This window comes from Synechococcus sp. PCC 6312 (assembly GCF_000316685.1).
In the GTDB taxonomy this organism is placed as follows: domain Bacteria; phylum Cyanobacteriota; class Cyanobacteriia; order Thermosynechococcales; family Thermosynechococcaceae; genus Pseudocalidococcus.
This window is the reverse complement of the sequence record NC_019680.1, coordinates 3,240,327-3,254,836: the sequence shown is the minus strand read 5'-3', so window position 1 is coordinate 3,254,836 and position 14,510 is coordinate 3,240,327. Positions and strand designations below refer to the sequence as shown.

The window sequence follows — 14,510 nt, the reverse complement described above, 5'->3', positions numbered from 1 at the left end:
CTGTCACCATTGGCTGGGTTCCTGGGGGTTGTTGGTACCAGGAAGGAGGTTATATCCAATATCCATCTTTGATAAAACTCAATCTTAGGTATTTCTTAATGTTTATGAATTTTTGACTGGTTTTGACCGAGTTAGGGGCAGAGTTGACCTGAATTGCCCCCTGGCGTTGTTTAATCCAGAAGTTGATCCCCCAATTTTCCCCCTCAGATTCGCTATAACGTACCTAAAGCCTATTGCCCTAGTAAAATTTATGAGTAATACTGCCCACCGTTATCTGCGCCTGTGCCAAGCCTATGTGCAGTTAGCCGATAAGTTTACCCAGTTGGATGTCGAGCAAATGACCTTACGGGAAAAGCTAATTCCATTCCTATTGGCATTCAAACATTACAAAGAATTGTCAGAACAGTTGGCCAACGAAAATACCAGCCTCCAGGCCGAGCTAGAGGATCTCCGGCAACGCTATGCCCAACTGAACGCGGCTGAGAACCAATTTGCCCCAGAATTGACCTCGGAGTTAGAAGCAGCCCTGTTAGAAGCCGAGGAGCAGATGGCCCTTGTGGAAGAAACCATCCAAGAGCAAAATATGGATCCCGATCCCGATCTATTGCCTGTGGAGAAGCTCCTCCTGGATGAATATGTGACCGGAACGGGTGAGCTTGCCGGCATGCTTCCTGAGGCTGGGGTCAACTCGAAATTAGCTGAATCCCATTTCTAAGTGACGTTATTCCAATGTTGTGGCCCGCTAGTCCGGAATATGTGGCACTGTGTCGTTCCCAGGCCCGGCTAACGGTCAATCACTTAGGCATTAGTAGTTTTGGGGTCTATCTGACGGAAGAATCAGGAGATCGCCGCAGTTGGTTGCCGGTGTTGGTGTATCCCGATGCCAATGCGACTGCTAACCTCGACTCTTTACCCTTCTCTGCTCTGCCACCCCAGTCTGTGAGTTTTCGAGAACCCCAGGGTTTATCTGCCAGTTCTGAGGGAATTTCAGCCCCAAGTCGGCCCTTACCCAGCCTGCCCCCGGCTTCTGGATCCCCACCTTCCTGCTTAGAGACTGAGTTTTGGCAACGGATGTCCCCTGAGTCAGAGCATTTGATTTTTCCGTTGATCTATGAATCTCTCCCCTTGGGTGTGCTGGTGGTGCGGCGACTGGGGGGAAATTGGCAGGCCTGGGAAGAGGAGCAATTACAGCAGGTGGCAAATACGTTAGCAATTGGTTGTGTAATGGATCAGCGGCATCAGTGGCTATCGCAGGCCCAGGCCCCCACTTTGGCGCAGCAACAGGATGTTTTAGGCAATTTACTCCACCAGTTCCGCAATCCCTTAATGGCCCTGCAAACTCTGACAAAACTCCTCCTCAAACGCCTCCAGGCCCCGGATAAAAACCGCCCAATTGTGGAAAGTATCTGGCAGGAAGGGCAACGCTTACAATCCTTAGTGGAACAATTTCAAGCCACCTTAGAAGCCTCCCCCCACCCATTAGCCCCCGTGACCACCGCCAGCCTCAGTCTAGCCCCTGCGGCCCTCAACCTTAGACCAACGGATTTAGTGGGCACAATTCAACCCCTCCTCACCGCTGTCCAGGCCCGGGCCAGTGAATCGGAGATTACCCTAAAGGTCGAATGGGCCCCCCAGCTTCCCCCGGCTCTCATTGATCCAATTGCCCTCCAAGATATTGTGGGTAATCTCTTAGATAACGCCTGTAAATATACGTCTCTAGGGGGAGAAATTCATCTGCAAACCCGGCTACTGAGCCCGACGACCCAAGGCTTATTAATTGTGGATACCGGCCCAGGAATTCCCCCCGGAGATCTCCTTCATCTCGGGGAGCGGGGCTATCGGGGACAACAGGCCCAGGGCACGATTCCCGGTACAGGCTTAGGGATCGCCATTGCCAAAAACTTAGTCGCCCAAATGGGAGGAAGTTTGACCATCCAAAGTCCCTTTCCCCCCGATTCCGGTCAGGGCACGGCCGTTTTGCTAGCTCTCCCCAATGCCTCTGAAGGTCATCTACCTGAATGCTGATGCCCTGGCTACAGACAGGTTTAACCATGCTTGTCTTAGGGATTACCTATTTAGGGTTAGCAATGGGGCAGTGGCCAGGATTGCCCTTAAATCGGGCGGCCATTGCCTTGGTGGGGGCGGCGGCCGTCATGGGCTTAGGGGTGGTCACGTTACCCCAGGCCTGGCAGGCCATTGATCCCACAACCATTGTTTTCCTCTTCAGTTTAATGATCGTCAACCTCTACCTGGGCTATGGTGGTTTTTTTAACCTAGCGTTACAACAAATGCTGGGCTTAACCCGCAGCCCTTGGGGCCTGGTGGTGCTGTTGAGCGTGGGCAGTGGACTATTGTCGGCTTTCTTTTTGAATGACACCCTGGTTTTGGTGGGAACACCCTTAGTGCTGGCGATGACCGCGGCCTTAAACCTGAACCCAATTCCCTATCTCTTGGCCCTGGCTGGTGCGACTAATATTGGCTCGGTGGCTACTTTGAGTGGCAATCCCCAAAATATTTTGATTGGTTCTTTGTCGGGGATCAGTTATGGGCTGTTCGTAAGGCAGTTAGCGCCTGTAGCCATCTTGGGGATCGGGATTCAACTGGCTTGGCTCTGGTGGCTCTACCCCGAAATTCGGGTCTGGGAACCAGTTCCGGTCATGGCCTTGCCCAAACTGCGCCTGTTACAGCCATTGCTGACTAAAAGCCTGTGGGTTGCAGGTCTGATGTTAGTGGGGTTTATGGTGGGTTTACCCTTGGGGCCCGTTGCCTTGACCGCGGCGGCGGTGTTGTTGGTGATTAGCGGGATCAAGGCCGAACGAGTTTTAAGACAAGTAGATGGAATGTTGTTGCTGCTTTTTGCGGGCTTGTTTATCTTGACCCAGGCCACGCGCCATCTCAACCTCTTACAATCCCTGACTCCAGTTGTGGCCAATCCCTGGGGCCTGGCGGGACTAACGGTGGTTTTATCCAACCTGATTTCTAACGTCCCAGCGGTGCTGTTGCTTACGCCCTTGATTGCCCCAGATGACACCCAGGCCTGGTTACTCCTCGCTGCTAGCTCCACCTTGGCTGGAAATTTGAGTTTATTTGGTTCGGTGGCTAATTTAATTATGGTGGAGGCGGCCCGGAGTAAAGGCCATCACTTAAGTTTTCGGGAACATTTACGCTTTGGCTTGCCCCTGACCTTAGTAACTGTGGGACTGGCCTATGTTTGGGTGTATAACGTGGAAATATCCTGAGGGCTTTGAGGATGGTTCAGTCCCGCGAGCGTTTTATTCCTGCCTTTGGTCAATGGTTAAGGGAAATCTGGCCGGACGCAATCGTGGCCTGGGAACCGACTCATCATGGTTTATATGGTTGGATTACGGCCCAGGATTTTCCAGAACCGGAAGCCCTGAATCAACAGCTAGGGGACTATTGGGTTTCCCTGCGCTCTCGATCGGGTTCTTGGCCTCCACCCCCTGTGACCCTATTTGCCGCTCGCCCCAATGAAGCCTTTCCCCGTTGGCAGGTCAGACATCCGCCCCTCTCTCCCCAGCGGTTACATCGGCCGTTAGATCCCGGTGGCGATACGGAAATTCCCTCCGAAATGCGTCTGGCAAACCATTTCATCATCTGTGGCCTAGGCAGTTTGGGCCAATATTGCTACGACTGTTTACAGCAATTTGCCACGCCAGCTTTCCCCGTCCAATTGACGGCGATTGAAATGTCCCAACCGGAGGCCTGGGAGGTGCAGGGGATTGCCGATACCTTGGGGGCCAATTTAATTATTGGGGATTGTCGTCAGGCTTCAGTGTTGGAGCAGGCCGGGATTGGGGACTGTCGAGCTATCTTACTAGTCACCAGCGATGAGGCAACCAACGTAGCCGCAGCCATTGCCGCCCGGCGATTAAACCCCAACGTCCATTTAGTCGTGCGCTCGGCCCGGCAGAATTTGAATCATCTCCTCCGGGAAAAGTTAGGCCGTTTTGTCGCCCTCGATCCCACGGAATTGCCAGCCCCGAGTTTTGCCTTGGCTGGACTGGGGGAAGGAACCTTGGGGTTGTTTGCCATTAATAATCAGCAATTACGGGTGGTTGAACATCGGATTACAACTGCTAATACCCGCTTTTTGGGAGTTAATGCCTACCAATGGCCCCGCCGCCATCAACGTCTGTTTAGTATTTTTGAACCTGCCAATAGCATTCAGACTTCCAGGCCCAGTCGCCATGCCTGTTTTTTCCCTGCCTCAGAGTCTCGCATTTTTCATCAGTGGCGGCCGGATCATACCCTTGGCTTAGGGGATCGCCTGGTTTGGGTGGAATTGGTCTCTGGGGGATTGGGAGTACAGGGAGAAATACCCACGAATCGGGCCAAGCAACAATTTCTGCAGCAATTATTGAATCCCTGGGCCTGGGGGCAAAACATGAATGCCAGTTGGGACTGGTTACGGCGAGAAGAACGGCGCTGGCTGATTGCCCGAGGCCTGGGCCTGGGGTTAGTGTTGTGGGGTATTTCAACCCTCCTCCTTCGGTTTAATGTCCCAAATATGACCTGGCAAAAGGCATTTTTCTCAGGGTTTATTCTTTTGCTGGGTGGTTTTGGTGATGTTTTCGGGGGCCTGGAACCGGAGGCGATTCCCTTTTGGGTGATGGCCTTTTGCCTCCTGGTGACCCTGATGGCCCTGTTGTTTATTTTGGGAGTCTTGGGCTTAGTCACTGAGCAACTTTTGCAGTCGCGCTTTAGTTTCCTCAAACGCCGTCCCCCCCTGCCCCAGGCCGGCCATGTCATTTTGGTAGGCTTTGGTCGCTTAGGGCAACAGGTGGCGGATATTCTCTTAAGGATTCGGCAGCCCTTAGTAATTATTAGTAATTCGGGAGAAAATATACCTCCCCTGACCATCCCCTATCTCAGTGGTGACGTGATTCGGACAATGGAAACCGCTAACCTAGCCACTGCCAAAAGCATCATCCTGACGAGTGATGATCAAATGTTGAATTTGGAGGCGGCCCTAATTGCGAGAGATCAAGCCCAAGGGGATCTCAGCCTGGTGATTCGCACGTTTGATCAACTCCTGAGCGAAAACCTAGGGGACTTACTCCCAGGGGCCCGTTCTCTTTGTGCCTACGCCTTAGCTGCCGAAGCCTTTGCCGCCGCTGCCTTGGGGGAAAATATTCTCGGATTGTTTCGCTTACAGGATCGCACGATTCTGGTGACGGACTATCAAGTTGCCATGGGAGATAGCCTCCTCGGTCTGGGCCTGGCAGAGGTGGTTTATGGTTATGGGGTGGTACCGATTTTCTATGAAAAGCAAGGGGAAACGATTGGTGGTGAGCGCAAACAGAAATTTTTTCCTACGGATGACATGATTCTCGGGACTGGAGATCGCTTGGTGGTTTTGGCTTCAATTCAAGGGCTACAACGGATTGAGCAGGGTAAGTTAATTCCCCCCCGATTATGGCGACTTTGGGCCGATGCTCCCCTTTCCTCGGAAGTAGCTTTAGATGCAGGGAATATCCTCACCAATATCTCCGGCTGCCATCTCAACCAGGCCCGGGATTTTATCCAATCACTCCCTCGCACTATCGAACTCAAGCTTTACGATCATCAGGCCTATCGCTTAGGACAACAATTAAGCCATCTTCTAACAATCCGTCTCTATCCTGTCTAAAAGCAGAGTTGTTCTCAGGCTATCTCAGTTTCAGAATAGGTTGGGCTGACTTAGTAACTGGAACCTCGATAACGCCGTCGCGTTGAACTATCACCGACTGGAGGTGACTCAGGAGGTGTTTCCCGGACTTCTGTGCCTCGATATTTACTGGGAGTTTCCGGCGGGGCAGGGGGAACTTTCGGTAACGGCGGCAAAGAGGGCAATTGGGGGGGAGATGAAACAGCCTGTTGCAACGCACTAATTTTACTGAGGGCAGCCATGAGACTCTCTTGCTGGAGTGGTTCTCCTAAAAGTTCCATAACGCGGCTGAGATGGGTGACAACACTGGTAATCAAGGAGTTTTGTTGCAGGCCAGGCAGTAAATCCAATGCCCCTTGATGAATGGCCCAACGCTTTTCGGCGGGACTAATGGCGCGCTCTTCCCCAACGGTAATGACAATTTTTAAGCCCGGATAATCCTGCTGACAGGACTGGCAGAACCGATAGGGATTAGTCACCTCCATCCCCATATCAATCAGGAGCAGATCGGGTAACTTTAGACCCACTGCCTGCATTTGCGCTAACACTTGGACCAAATCCGCACTATTAGACTCCCAAATCACGGTGATCCCCTGGGAGGTCAACGCACCATGCCAAAGTTCGCCCTGTTTGGAAATGGCCTGGGTCATGAGGATGGTTTTAGTCATGGGTCAACGGGGCCGCAAAAAGAACTAGAGCTAAAAACGCGCCTACTTTCTACTAAAATGCCACTTTCACTCCCAGCTAACTGTTCATTTAGAACACTCTAGACAGATTCGCATGTCAAGTTAGATGAGCATCGGATCTCCAAGCTCTATCGAGAGATCTTAATGCCTATTTTAATTCCAGTTATTCCTAAACAGGTAAGGTTATGCTCTCTACCTCAGGGGAAACGCATACTCAAGCGACAAGTATCCAAAAGAGGTAATCATTGTTCCATCCAGCTTTGAGTCATTTTGACTTCAGTCCGGCCTGGGTCGAGGGATCTTGTTGGAAGAGATTGAGAACTCTATGTCGAATCAAAGCAACGCTTTTAGGGGCATGGTCTTTGCGCATGCATGAATGCTCTTTCCTAAAGGCCACATCCAAGACCCAATGGCGTTGATTCTCAATTCCCCAATGGCTAGGCACCGCTTGGGCAAAAGTTTGTGCTCCAACAAGGTTGCTGCTCTCGGTTCCCCTAGTGCTTGAAAGTGCGATAGTAAGTTGGATGTGGGGCTGATGAGGGTAGTCATGGAAAAGTCTTGATTTGGGCATTCCCATCTTTACCTCTTTGGGTATGCGTTTGCCCTGGTCAACTATCGGTGTATCTTGATTCATCTCAATTAAACAGAGTATGGTAGCGAAAGTCTTTCTAAGGCAATCAATCCTATGCGGTGGTTATCTCCCCAATTCCCTAACGTTATGCCTATAGCCTTTAAACATCACTCTCGAAAATTAGAAAAACTTTGGAGTTGGAGCCTTGGTTTAGGGGTATTACTGGGAGCAGTTGTGAGCAGCCCAGCCTTGGGAGCGGATTCCCTAACAGTATCTTTAGCCGGCATTACAATCACAGCCACAACCCAAGACTTGACCGGTTTTAGTCAAACGGGAGAACTGCCAGCCAACTTAGCTCCTTTGGGGACATTTCTGAGTGCAGGTGATTTGGCAGCATTGCGTTCGGCGTTACAGCAAAAAATTACATTTCCAACCGAAGGAACATCCCAACTTCTCAATACACCGGCCGGTCAGCGAGTGTTAAATGTTTTGGGCCAGTTTATTCAAACCAGTAATCGGCAATCAGGTGCTAGTGGCTTAAAAACAGCCTTGATTCAGGCAGCCCAGGCCCCCCAAGGACTAACACTTTTGGGTGTCATCGAGAATTTTCCTGATGCCACAATTAATATTGATGCTGCCCAGGCCATTCCCCTGGTCAATGCCATTTTCAGTGAAATTAGTACCACTAAAGCAGTCATTAATATTGTTAATCAACAGAGTCAAACTGCCCTCGCTAAATCCCCTAATCTTCCCAGTACCCTTGTGGATCTAACAGCACCTGGCCCGAATACCTGGCAAGTTCAATCCCTAACCCTGAATAACAAGACAGCTAACTTTCAATTTCCTGTTACCCTCTATGTTCCTAATATTTCTGGGACAATCCCCTTAGTTGTCATTTCACCAGGCCTGGGGGAAGACCTCAACACCTTTGCCTATTTGGCTGAACATTTGGCTTCCTATGGATTTGGAGTGGCCATTCTTGATCACCCAGGCAGTGATGCAACCCGGCAAACGGAGTTTCTGGCTGGTAAAATTCCCGAAGAAATTCTCCCTCAAGAATTCATTAATCGGCCCCAATCCATTTCCGTCACCCTTGACTATCTGGCTCAACTCTCTAAGGTGAAATTCAACACCCAAACCGTTGGGTTGCTGGGACATTCCTTTGGCGGTTACGATACCTGGGCCTTGGCTGGAGCGACCCAAGATAGTACCACCCTGACTGCTGCTTGCCAAAATCCAGAGACAATCATTAAGCCTTCTGTGATTCTTGATTGCAAAGTCACTAGACTACCTGGCCCCCTACCCAATTTTCGCGATAGTCGGATTCAAGCAGCGATGGCGATTAACCCCATCGGGGGAACAATTTATGGCTCAACCGGCTTTCAAGCAATTCAAATTCCGATGCTGGTTCTAGCGGGTAGTGAAGATTTTATTGCTCCCCCCTTAGTTGAACAATTTCAACCCTTTTCCCGCCTGAGTTCTGCCCCAAAATACTTAGTCTTGCTCAATGGTGGGACGCATATGTCCACAATGGGCGATTTACCCCCAGAGAACAGCCCCAATGCTCTACCCCCCTTTGTTGTCGGTTCTGATCCTGGGATTGCCCGCAATCAACTCCAGGCCGTGACTGTGGCCTTTATGCAGGCCTATATTAATGGTCAGTCCAACTTCCAGGCCTACCTTTCTCCCGCCTATCTGGCCAAACTCAGTCAACCCCAAATGAAGGCCACCCTGACTCAATCCCTCACTCCGGACCAAATTGAGGCGGCAGCATCCCCCCCTAAGTAGAGATTCCTTTCGGGACTTGGAAGCAATTAAGGGAGAATAGAGGGGGCCCGGGAGTCAGGTTGAAGGGCAGTTGAGGATTAGTAAAGTTTATGAGTACGGTTTATACGCGTCCGTTGGCTCGCTTAATCGAACAACTGCAACGACTCCCTGGCATTGGCCCCAAGTCTGCTCAGCGACTAGCCTTACATTTACTGAAACGTCCCGAAAGTGAAATCCAGGCCCTTGCCCAAGCTCTCCTCGATGCCAAACAACAAGTAGGGGTCTGCGGGGTCTGTTTTCATCTATCGGCCGAACCGGTTTGCGACATTTGTCGGACTCCAACCCGTGAGGATAGCCTCATTTGCGTGGTTGCCGACTCTCGCGATGTGATTGCCATTGAGAAAACCCGTGAATATCGGGGCAAATATCACGTTTTAGGCGGATTGATTTCACCAATGGATGGCATTGGCCCTGAACAATTACAAATTCATCCCTTGATCCAACGGGCCAGCCAAGCACGGGTCATCGAGGTTATTTTAGCTATTAATCCCAGTATTGAAGGGGAAACTACAACCCTCTACTTGGGCCAACTCCTCAAGCCCTTTGTCAAAGTGACCCGGATTGCCTTTGGTTTACCCGTGGGTGGGGATTTAGAATATGCCGATGAGATGACCTTAGCAAAAGCTCTGGAAGGACGGCGAGAATTGGAGTGAGACGACAGCGATTCTTAACACTGCTCGGTGGTGGGGGTCTGGGGTTAACCTTAGCCAGTTGTTGGGATCAGGCCAAACCCTTGCGTGAAGCAACCAATCTGGATCAAATCTGGGATGTGATTGTAATTGGGGCAGGGGTGGCGGGCCTGGCCGCGGCCAGGATACTTCAGGATCAGGGTCAGCGGGTCTTGGTCTTAGAAGGACGGAATCGAATTGGCGGGCGGGTTTGGACTAATCGAAGTTTAGATGGCCTGCCCTTAGATTTAGGTGCATCCTGGATCCATGGGATAGAGGGGAATCCTTAGTTGACCAGCAAGACCCCCCGACCCAGCAATCTCTCCAAGAGGGAATTAACCGAGTTCTCGCAAACCAAACGTTAACCTCCACTCAGCAACGCTATCTAAACTATGTCGTGAACACCACCATTGAGCATGAATTTGCTAGCGACATTGGAGATTTATCGGCCCGCTATTGGGATGCTGGTCAGGCTTTTGATGGGGGTGATGTTCTCTTTCCCCAGGGGTATGCCCAAATTGTCCAAGTCTTAGCCCAAAAACCAACGCCCCTCTCTGTTGAGTTCCGACAAATTGTCCAGGCCATTGACTACTCAAATCCCCAATCAGTTCAAATTAGGACAGACCGCCAAGGTTTCCAAGCCAATGCTGTCCTCATTACCGTCCCCTTAGGAGTTTTAAAAAAAGGCAGTATTCGTTTTACCCCTCCTTTGCCCAAAACTAAGGAAGCAGCAATCCAACGCTTAGGAATGGGGGTTTTGAACAAAGCCTATTTTCGGTTTCCCCAGGCCTTTTGGGCAGAATCAGATCTCCTCGGCTACGTCTCCCCCGAAAAAGGGCATTGGTGTGAATGGTTGAATCTCTATCCGGTGATCAAGGAACCCGTCCTACTCGGATTTAATGCGGGCACCTATGGGCAATACATTGAGAGCTTGGGGAATGCAGACATTATCAAGGCGGGCCTGGACACGCTCCAAACCATATTCGGCCCCAAGATTCCCGCACCGACTGGAACCCTCATCACTCGCTGGGGGCAGGATCCCTTTAGCTGGGGGGCCTATTCCCATCTTCCACCGGGGGCCAGTCCGGCAGATTATCAAACCTTAGCCCAACCCATCGGTCAACACCTGTTCTTTGCTGGAGAGGCGACCCAGGAGCAATACCCCGCCACTGTCCACGGAGCCTTACTCAGCGGTCAACGGGAAGCCCAACGAATTTTGCAACTCTAAATTTTGTGCCTGTGCCACTACTGTCACACCCCTGTTTTCGCCCCTCTTCTACTGGACTCATGCTAGTGGGTGAAGCCGAGACTGCCCTCAAATCCCTAGAGTTAAAACTAGGTAGCGGTCAACTCTATTCCAGACTCACGAAGCATGACAGGTTTATTGGGTGGGTAACAATATGTTAAGAATTTCATGGCCAGGCCTGGTGGGGATAGCAACTTTTACACTTGCAGGAGCATTAAGCACCACTGTGCCAGTTCAAGCCAATCCCGGCCCTAAGCCACTACTGGCCATTTCCAAACCCACCACAGGGATGCCAAACCTGAAAAATGGCATTTATCTTTATGGCGAATCATCCCGACCCGGCCAACTCCGCCAAACTTACATGGTTTTTGAGGTTAACAATAATGGGATTACAGGTGCAGTCTATATGCCCCATTCTTCCTATGATTGCTTTCAGGGAACCGTCCAAGCGGGAACCATTAATGCCCTAATGTTGGATAGCTTTGAGGCCTCCAGTTATCCAGTGACCGTGAATTTAGGAGAACTCCACCCCTTGCAAGCGAGCGCAGCCGATCAAACCCTACTCAAAAGTTGCCAGGCCAGCCTAGCCCCCCAATTCCAGGCCGCGACAGAACCAAACTTGGCCCAAGCTATCCCACACCTCCAGCCCTAAGTCACCAGGTCAATTTTGGGGATTAATCAGCCAAGATCACGGAATCACAAACAGAATATGGCAAGATCCAAGCCAGCAACCTGGGGGATCACTCTCTCAAGATAGATGGATAGCCGCTATGTCTGGTAAAGAGGTACTGGGGATTGATCTCGGTGGTACAGCAATTAAATTTGGCCGGTTTAACCCGGAGGGAATTTGCTTAGAAAAGCTCACTGTGCCAACCCCACGCCCGGCCTCACCCACAGCAGTCATTCAAACCATTGTCGAAACCCTCGAAAAGCTGGATCCAGACAACAAAACCTTAGGCATTGGCATGGGAGTCCCTGGGCCCACAGATCGGGCTGGCAGAATCGTGCGAGTGGCGATTAATCTCGATAACTGGCAGAACGTCCCCATGGCCGAAACCCTGGAAAAACTCACCCATCGCCCCGTCATTTTAGCTAATGATGCCAATTGTGCCTTAGTCGGCGAGGCCTGGTTGGGAGCGGGTCGGACATTCAAAGATGTCATTCTCTTGACCTTGGGCACAGGGGTGGGGGGCGGTATTTTGTTAGATGGAAAGCTCTTTATCGGTCGCCATGGTACAGCTGCCGAACTGGGGTTAATTACCGTTGATTTGCATGGCCATCCCTGTAACAGCGGCAATCAAGGCTCTCTGGAACAACATGCTTCTGCCACGGCCATCAAAAGACGTACCGGGATGGATGCAGCAGCCTTAGCGGCCCAGGCCCGGGCGGGAGATGGGGATGCCTTAGCCTTCTGGGCCACCTTTGGTCAAGATTTAGCCGCTGGCCTGGCCACCTTTTTGTATGTCTTAACTCCAGAGGCAGTTTTGATTGGCGGGGGGGTGAGTGCGGCGATGGACTTATTCTTACCGTCTCTCTGGGCGGAAGTGGAGCGGCGGGTGCTTCCGAGTTCGCGAGAGGGCTTAAAAATTATTCGGGCCGAGTTAGGTAATCAAGCCGGGATTGTTGGCGCGGCAAAGCTGGCCTGGGATTTAATTGAAGCATCTTAACGGTCGCCACGACAACCAGAGACTTGTCAGCCCAGTAACCTCTGTTAAAATAGCCCATAGGTTTGACTGCGGCGTTGGTGACTGCCAATATCGTTTTTTGATCTATAACTTAAAACAACGGGAGCCAAATCCATTGGTGGCGGTACACTGGTCTTAGTTGCCAGAAACTTTAAGCCGATGCCAGCGTTCCCACCTGGTTCATCCCAGGTCATAAACTGCGGTAAAACGGCGTTGTGGTTAACCTTTCATAATTAGTCGGATCAATAATTGACCACTTAAACAGATTGCAAAAATTGCTAAGGCTGCTCATGGTCGTCTTGAACCGGTAGCTATTGGGTCTTAAATCATGAGATGGCCCCGTTGGATTCCATACCCTGTCAACTGGATACGCTCTGGGCTGGCTTTGTTTTTTGTGATGGTGGTGGTTTATGCCATGATCGCCACTACTTCTATGGCTGCAATAGTTTCTGGATCAATCAAGCATCCCGCCCCCCTAGCCATTGGGGCATTGGTAGGGCTAATCATCCCCATCTTTTTTCTGGCAGTAGTTCATAAGTCCCTATTCCGCCGTCAACTCCCTGGCTGGTTTCCCCGGTGGTCATCTTGGTATGAGGGAACAGCGATCATCGTGGGAAGTATCCTAACCTTTCTGGTGATGTCACCCTTTGCTCTTGCGTCCTGCAGTCGATATTTTCGCTATTATTCTTCCTATTGCCACTACACAGATCAAGAGATTGGGATGATTCTGACCATTGGGCTAGTGTTTGGGGCCTTCTTTTTCCAATCTGAATACCTTATTAGGGAAGCCATTGGCAACAGACGGAAACCCTCAAAGCCTAAAACCACTCAGCCAGTGCAGCAAACAACCGAGTCATCGGCCCCAGATGTTGGGCCACCCCAAAAACTACAAAGTAATTCCCTTCTATCCGAGTTAGAGCGACTCAAAAAAGAGTTAGGCCAATCTAAACGCTCATAGTCAGGACTATCTAAAATTAGCAAATTAGCAACCATCAGGAAACCATAACGGATTACCAAAATGGGAGAGTCAAGTAAACCATTGTATGAGCAGGATTTTGGCCTCTGGGCAGAAACGATGGCTGATTTATTGGCCCAGGGTCGATTTACCGAGTTAGATATTGAAAACTTGGTGGAGGAGGTGCGGGATTTGTCAAAACGGGAGCGGGATCGCTTGTTAAGTAGTCTCCGGTTGATTGTGCATCATCTCCTCAAGTGGGAATATCAACCCCAAAGACGCTCTCGAAGCTGGCAGGTGACTATTCAACGGGAACGCAATAACATCCGGTTTTATCTTAAAGACAGCCCTGTCCTAAAGCGTTATTTAACTGATGAGTGGGTTGCAGAGGTCTATGAAAACGCTCGCTTGGATGCATACAAAGAAACAAATTTAGATTTTCCGAAAGATTGCCCCTACAACATTGCAGCGGTGTTGGAGCGACCCATTGAGCTAGTTTAAAATTTTTGTACTAGCATAAAATTAGACAGGTCTTACCCCAGTTAAGATTCTGGCCGGATTGCCTGACGAAACTAGGAAATTGAGATTAAATAATAGGGTGAAGCAGTTTGCCACAGGACAGGATGAGGTGTGAGATGAAAGGGTTTGCCATTAAGGTGATTGAGGTATTGGGCATTGGCCTGGCCTGGAGTAGTAATGTTCTGGCTGCTAACCCGGATCATGTGGCCCAATTGCTGACAACCAATACTTGCCCTAGTTGCGATTTGAGTGGGGCTGACTTAAAAGGCTACAACCTGTCAGGGGCCAACTTAACTAATGCCAACCTCAGTGGGGCAGACTTGAGCAATGCGGTTCTCACCCAGGCCAACTTGCAAGGAGTTAACTTGAGCGGGGCAAACCTGACGGCGGTGTATATGGATCGGACAAACCTTCGCCAGGCCAACCTAAGCCAAACCAAACTGATCATGGCTTCCCTGCGGCATTCCCTCTTCAACCAGGCCAATTTTCAAGGCGCGGATTTAGCCGGAGCCGATTTGCAATATACAGATTTACGCCAGGCCAATTTTCAGCAGGCCAACTTAGAACAAACCAATCTCTTATTTGCCCGTTTGAATCGTGCTAATTTGACCCAGGTGAACTTAGAGGGAGCCTATCAACCGAAAATGCCCTATCGTCTGATGTTTCATTAACTCCTATCAAAAAT

14 protein-coding genes and 1 other RNA gene are annotated in these 14,510 nt (G+C 50.5%); 14 read left to right on the top strand and 1 reads right to left on the bottom strand.

Annotated elements, in window-relative coordinates:
* Window positions 1-250: 250 nt before the first annotated feature.
* From SYN6312_RS15825 to SYN6312_RS15810, 4 genes are read left to right on the top strand one after another with little or no spacing between them, the layout of a single operon-like run.
* On the top strand, window positions 251-715 hold the full coding sequence (locus SYN6312_RS15825; RefSeq protein ID WP_015125907.1) for a hypothetical protein: 465 nt from the start codon (window positions 251-253) through the stop codon (window positions 713-715).
* 14 nt (window positions 716-729) lie between these two features.
* Window positions 730-2,025 (top strand): sensor histidine kinase KdpD, encoded by a 1,296-nt coding sequence (locus SYN6312_RS15820; protein WP_015125906.1) that lies wholly within the window; start codon window positions 730-732, stop codon window positions 2,023-2,025.
* The gene (locus tag SYN6312_RS15815; RefSeq protein ID WP_253276373.1) at window positions 2,019-3,239 is read left to right on the top strand and encodes an anion transporter; all 1,221 of its coding nucleotides are present in this window, start codon (window positions 2,019-2,021) and stop codon (window positions 3,237-3,239) included. The genes SYN6312_RS15820 and SYN6312_RS15815 overlap by 7 nt, the downstream gene beginning before the upstream one ends.
* Before the next feature lie 11 nt (window positions 3,240-3,250).
* Entirely contained in the window at window positions 3,251-5,650 is a 2,400-nt protein-coding gene (locus SYN6312_RS15810) for an NAD-binding protein (RefSeq protein WP_015125904.1), read from the top strand.
* Window positions 5,651-5,700: 50 nt separating this feature from the next.
* Here SYN6312_RS15810 and SYN6312_RS15805 read toward each other — a convergent pair whose 3' ends face one another.
* The gene (locus SYN6312_RS15805) at window positions 5,701-6,336 is read right to left on the bottom strand and encodes a response regulator (protein WP_015125903.1); all 636 of its coding nucleotides are present in this window, start codon (window positions 6,334-6,336) and stop codon (window positions 5,701-5,703) included.
* 703 nt (window positions 6,337-7,039) lie between these two features.
* Here SYN6312_RS15805 and SYN6312_RS15795 point away from each other — a divergent pair.
* The 10 genes from SYN6312_RS15795 (at window position 7,040) to SYN6312_RS15760 (ending at window position 14,496) form a co-directional block, all read left to right on the top strand.
* Window positions 7,040-8,713, top strand: a complete 1,674-nt coding sequence (locus SYN6312_RS15795; protein WP_015125902.1) for an alpha/beta hydrolase — start codon at window positions 7,040-7,042, stop codon at window positions 8,711-8,713.
* An 89-nt stretch (window positions 8,714-8,802) separates the two neighbouring features.
* The gene (gene recR / locus SYN6312_RS15790) at window positions 8,803-9,405 is read left to right on the top strand and encodes a recombination mediator RecR (RefSeq protein WP_015125901.1); all 603 of its coding nucleotides are present in this window, start codon (window positions 8,803-8,805) and stop codon (window positions 9,403-9,405) included.
* Window positions 9,402-9,710, top strand: a complete 309-nt coding sequence (locus tag SYN6312_RS18500; RefSeq protein WP_051021052.1) for an FAD-dependent oxidoreductase — start codon at window positions 9,402-9,404, stop codon at window positions 9,708-9,710. The genes recR and SYN6312_RS18500 overlap by 4 nt, the downstream gene beginning before the upstream one ends.
* 107 nt (window positions 9,711-9,817) lie before the next feature.
* On the top strand, window positions 9,818-10,648 hold the full coding sequence (locus SYN6312_RS15785; protein WP_051021051.1) for an FAD-dependent oxidoreductase: 831 nt from the start codon (window positions 9,818-9,820) through the stop codon (window positions 10,646-10,648).
* A 172-nt stretch (window positions 10,649-10,820) separates the two neighbouring features.
* Entirely contained in the window at window positions 10,821-11,318 is a 498-nt protein-coding gene (locus SYN6312_RS15780; protein WP_041430899.1) for a hypothetical protein, read from the top strand.
* A 118-nt stretch (window positions 11,319-11,436) separates the two neighbouring features.
* Complete coding sequence (locus tag SYN6312_RS15775; protein ID WP_015125899.1) at window positions 11,437-12,333, top strand: ROK family protein; 897 nt, start codon at window positions 11,437-11,439, stop codon at window positions 12,331-12,333.
* Window positions 12,334-12,393: 60 nt separating this feature from the next.
* A non-coding RNA gene (gene ssrS / locus SYN6312_RS19170) (6S RNA) lies at window positions 12,394-12,577 on the top strand.
* A gap of 102 nt (window positions 12,578-12,679) precedes the next feature.
* Window positions 12,680-13,309 (top strand): hypothetical protein, encoded by a 630-nt coding sequence (locus SYN6312_RS15770; RefSeq protein WP_015125898.1) that lies wholly within the window; start codon window positions 12,680-12,682, stop codon window positions 13,307-13,309.
* Window positions 13,310-13,369: 60 nt separating this feature from the next.
* Window positions 13,370-13,807, top strand: a complete 438-nt coding sequence (locus SYN6312_RS15765; RefSeq protein ID WP_015125897.1) for a DUF29 domain-containing protein — start codon at window positions 13,370-13,372, stop codon at window positions 13,805-13,807.
* A 134-nt stretch (window positions 13,808-13,941) separates the two neighbouring features.
* Window positions 13,942-14,496, top strand: coding sequence for a pentapeptide repeat-containing protein (locus SYN6312_RS15760; protein ID WP_015125896.1), 555 nt, complete (start codon window positions 13,942-13,944; stop codon window positions 14,494-14,496).
* The last annotated feature ends 14 nt before the right edge of the window (window positions 14,497-14,510 follow it).